Source organism: Caballeronia sp. (assembly GCF_049581465.1).
GTDB lineage: Bacteria > Pseudomonadota > Gammaproteobacteria > Burkholderiales > Burkholderiaceae > Caballeronia.
In genome coordinates this window covers 1-4,026 of the sequence record NZ_JBAUSA010001430.1, presented here as the reverse complement: position 1 = coordinate 4,026, position 4,026 = coordinate 1, and the positions used below count along the sequence as shown (strand labels likewise).

The window sequence follows — 4,026 nt, the reverse complement described above, 5'->3', positions numbered from 1 at the left end:
ACGTACATCGACTTCGGCGCCACCATCGCGTGCAGCATTTCCTGAACTTTTTTGGGGTCGGCGCTGTTCAGGTAGTAGGACCGCACGACCAGGTCGTCATAACGCTTCCTCTTCTCGTCGGTCGCCGGATAAATGAGAACGGTGGCGTCGTTCAACACCTTCTTGTCGAGTTGCGAGGTTTGTAGGATCAGGTTCAGCGCGTCTACGACCGTGGTGTTCCGTGCGTAGATTGTGGTTCGCAGATCCGGACTGACGTCCTTGTCCAGCACGAAGCTGATGCCGGATGTTTGCGTCAGGATGGCAAGGACGGAGCGAATGTCGACATCCTTGAATTCCAGCGTAACCGGCATCTGCAACGACTGGTTCAGCGCCGGAAGCACCATTGCAGCGCGCGTGTACTGCGCGTCGATCTGCTGCAACATCTGGCGCGCCTGCGTATGGCTGGGATTTTCAGACAGGATGGCGTTTAGCAATTGCCTGGCGGTGGCCGCATCGCTTTTGGCGAGGGCGGACCTGGCCTCGTCAAGTTCCGATTTTTCGCGCTGCTCGCGCGCGATCAACCCAATGCCACGCAATGCCTCGGTATTCTGCGGGTCGTAGTGCAGCACGTCCTGATACGCTGCGAGCGCTTCGTCGGTATGGCCGTTCTGAGCGGCTGCTGCAGCCTTTTGCATCATCGATTGCACCTGACGATCGCGCTGCGCAATGAACTTCATCCGGTACTGTTCTGGATTTTCCAGTGATGCCTGTTGCATCCGCCCCAAGCCTTCGCCAACCTTACCTTCTTTGATCAGCGTGTTTCCATCGCGCCAATCGCTGTAGCCGGCGCAACCACCGATGCCGAATACGACTGCGCCCACGCACAGCGCTAGGGCCGGCCGTTGCACATGGCTGAGCGCGTGCGTGTAGAAACTTTGATGCCAAAACCGCTCATTACTCATCCGTCTGCCTGTTAGTCCTTCTGTTGTTGTTGTTTGGGTCCGCTCGCGAGAAAACGTTGGCCTACCTGAGTCGGCGCAGCGCCAGTCGGACGTGGATCAGCGCCACCGCCCATCGCAATGAGGCGCGTTTCCCCGGTTTGCACGTGATGCAGCGTGACATCCGTTGTCGAAATTGCCTGAACGCGCCAACTTCCGTTTAGCACGTCCCCCGCGCTCAAGACGACCGGATCGCCGTTCGATGCAAAGAAGACCTGTACCTTGCCGTCCTTGATCATGCGGCCTAGATAAACTACGTCCGGCTGCATCAGTGCGGCTGGGAGTGGCGGTAACGGAGGCGTCGCGTTCGCTTCCAGCGCAACGCCCGTGGGCGGGAGAGGGGGCATTCCCGAGGCTTGCTGAACGGCCGCCTTGGGCGTCACGGGGTCGGGCAGCACGGGCCGACTCCACGGCCGGTCATCCCGAGAAGCGATTTTTGCGGCAGCGGTCTTCCGTCCTGCGGCGGACGATGTCTGCGCGACTGTCGGCAGAGACAGTTCGACAGGTTCAGGACGGAGTAGCAAGACGACGGAGCCCACTACTGTTGTCATCAATACCAACTGCACGGGCGTCGAAACAGTCAGCCTCATGCGCCGGCCTTCGGGTGCAACTGGTAGTACAGGTTGACGTCCAACTTCTGGTCGAGCTTGGTGGCTCCATCCGCGTTCTTTGCATACGCGAGGCGCGCGACCGATAGGTTCGGAAAAGCGTTCAGCGTCGTTTGTAGGAACCTGCGCTGCTGCGCTTCGTCTCCCTTTACATCCATGTGCAGCGCCAGTTTTTTGATCGGCAGCGCAGGTAGCTGTTCGTATCGGTAATCAATGCGGGTGATAACGACGCTGTTTTTGTCCGCCAATGAGTTCAACGCACGAAGCTGTTCGGAATGCTTGTCGAATTCCGGCAGGGACGCCACAAAATCATGTGTCAGATCGCGCGGTGCCGAATCCGGCTTGACGGAAGCCGGCTTTGCCCGTTCCAGGGCGATGTGCGGAGCAAGCCGCAATTTCATCTGCTGCGTTTCTGCGTGCAGTGGAGAATTGATTACGCAGATTAACGTTGCCCATAAGATTACAAGGCCCACTGCAGTGGTGGTTTGCCACTCCAACCGGTCGAAACCGCATGCGATATGCCAAGAGACTATTTGCCGAAGTTTTTTCCCGTTCACGGCCGTCCCCATTCAGCGATCAGTGAAAAGGAAACGCTGCGCGGGGAGGCGATGGGCAGCCCCGGAAGTGCTGAGTCGTTGACTCGCGGCACGCTCGTGTCGTCGTTTCTGGTTTGGTTGACCAGTTCCACTGAAGACCAGGAGGGATCACCCTGCAGCGCCACGACCAGGTCCAGCACCTCCTGCGGCTGATCTGCTACACCACTAATATGCACGCGACGGATCGCACCAGCGTCTGGCTCCAGCGTGAGCAATTCAAGACCTGGTTTGGTCACGTGCTGCAGACTGTCCAGCACGTCGACCCACGGATAACGCATCTCCGCGAACACCGGGTTCAGTGCGGCAGGAACCGGCACGGAAACTGGATGCACGCGGGATGCCGCACGGCGAGACGCTCCCTCTGCTTTCCCTAGAATTTGTTCCCGCTGCTGTAGCAGGTCATGCCGCCACCACAGTGCTTGAACGCAGCCCAATAGCGCGACGACGCAGACCGCTGCCCACGGTTGGGTCCACCAACGGCGCCGGACAAAATTCCAGCTTAAACGAGTCATTCAGAACACTCCGCAGAGTGCATACGCGAAGCGCGGGTCATCGTCCGGCGCTAAGGCTGGCGCCAACTTTCCACTCGTAGACAGAGTCATGTCGCGCGATGGAAAAAGGTATGTCACGCCGGCCGGGATAGCCGGTTTTCTCTCGTTAGAGTAGGGCTGAACTGATAGTGAAATAATTTGTCCGCCGTTGTAGGCCACGCGCAGCATACGTTGCCCTTCGACGAGCGCAAGCATGCCGGTGTCGTTCTTCACTCTGGCAGGCAAGCTGTCCCAGACCACACCTAGAGCCGGTGTGATCTGTCGCGAGCGGCAACCGTGGCGGCGTGCAACCGCGATGAGTTCGGCGACTACTTCGGAAGGGATCAGTGCTGCCAGTCGTGGCTGGCCGAACGAGAGCGGTGCGAAGCGCAACTCGTACATAGAAAAGGGCATATCGCTTCCGGCGCATTGTTGCGCGAACAGCGCACCCGCAAGCGTGTGGCAGAACGCCTCGCTCGAGAGGCGCTCGTCCCATGGTAATAAGAGATAACGGACATGGTCGATGCCGATGACCCACTCGATTACATACCGGAGTGGATGCGCCTGCAACCATTCGGTTAAACCGGTCAGGGCCGCCGCAATGCTATGAGTGTCATCTGTGTCCGGCGCGGCGGAGTTCAAATTGACCTTCGTTCGTATCACCGGCCGAAACCGGCCCTTCACCAGGCAAACTGCCACCCCTCCACTGCTGAGGTAAATGCGCAGGCGCTCGGGACGGCCAAGCCTCGCACACAGATCGCGCACCCTGTGGGCCAGTTGCATCAGCCGACTAGACGGTAAACGTGACACGGTTGATTTCCTCCAGCGTGGTCTGACCGAGTTGCACCGCATCCACCGCTTGTTCGCGCATAAAGCGCATGCCGCGTTGGCGTGCCATCTCCTTCAGTTGACTTGCCGGAACCTGTTGCAGAATCGCATCGCGCAGGTCGTCGTCCAGCACAAGCACTTCGGCTAGCGCCCGTCGACCGCGATATCCGCTGCCGCGGCAATGCGCGCAGCCAGTGCCTTTCATTAGCTGGCCGTCTGCTAGCTGGTCACGGGTTACATGAGAATCCTGCAGGAGCGTGTCGTCCGGCGTGAAAGGCACAGCGCAGTGAGGGCAGACAAGCCGTACGAGGCGCTGCGCTACCACACCGTTAAGAGCACTCACAAAGCTATACGGGTCAATCTGCATATGCCGAAAACGGCTCAGCACATCGAACACGTTGTTTGCATGGACCGTGGTGTAGACGAGATGGCCGGTTAGTGCAGCCTGAATCGCGATTTCTGCAGTCTCGCGGTCGCGGATCTCGCC

6 protein-coding genes are annotated in these 4,026 nt (G+C 59.0%); all 6 read right to left on the bottom strand.

Annotated elements, in window-relative coordinates:
* Positions 1–941: tetratricopeptide repeat protein (locus tag WCA53_RS34595; protein WP_423922937.1), on the bottom strand; the 941-nt coding region annotated here is incomplete at its 3' end.
* Between the two features lie 11 nt (positions 942–952).
* Complete coding sequence (locus WCA53_RS34590; protein ID WP_423922933.1) at positions 953–1,375, bottom strand: hypothetical protein; 423 nt, start codon at positions 1,373–1,375, stop codon at positions 953–955.
* Positions 1,376–1,563: 188 nt separating this feature from the next.
* Positions 1,564–2,142 (bottom strand): hypothetical protein, encoded by a 579-nt coding sequence (locus WCA53_RS34585; protein ID WP_423922930.1) that lies wholly within the window; start codon positions 2,140–2,142, stop codon positions 1,564–1,566.
* Complete coding sequence (locus WCA53_RS34580) at positions 2,139–2,693, bottom strand: PilN domain-containing protein (RefSeq protein WP_423922927.1); 555 nt, start codon at positions 2,691–2,693, stop codon at positions 2,139–2,141. The genes WCA53_RS34585 and WCA53_RS34580 overlap by 4 nt, the downstream gene beginning before the upstream one ends.
* Positions 2,694–3,353, bottom strand: coding sequence for a hypothetical protein (locus WCA53_RS34575; RefSeq protein WP_423922924.1), 660 nt, complete (start codon positions 3,351–3,353; stop codon positions 2,694–2,696).
* 148 nt (positions 3,354–3,501) lie between these two features.
* The coding region (locus tag WCA53_RS34570) for a GspE/PulE family protein (protein WP_423922921.1) at positions 3,502–4,026 on the bottom strand (525 nt) is incomplete at its 5' end.

Bases quoted from the DNA above. Each gene is read 5' to 3' on its own strand.
- WCA53_RS34580 (WP_423922927.1), bottom strand. From the start codon at position 2,693: ATGACTCGTTTAAGCTGGAATTTTGTCCGGCGCCGTTGGTGGACCCAA.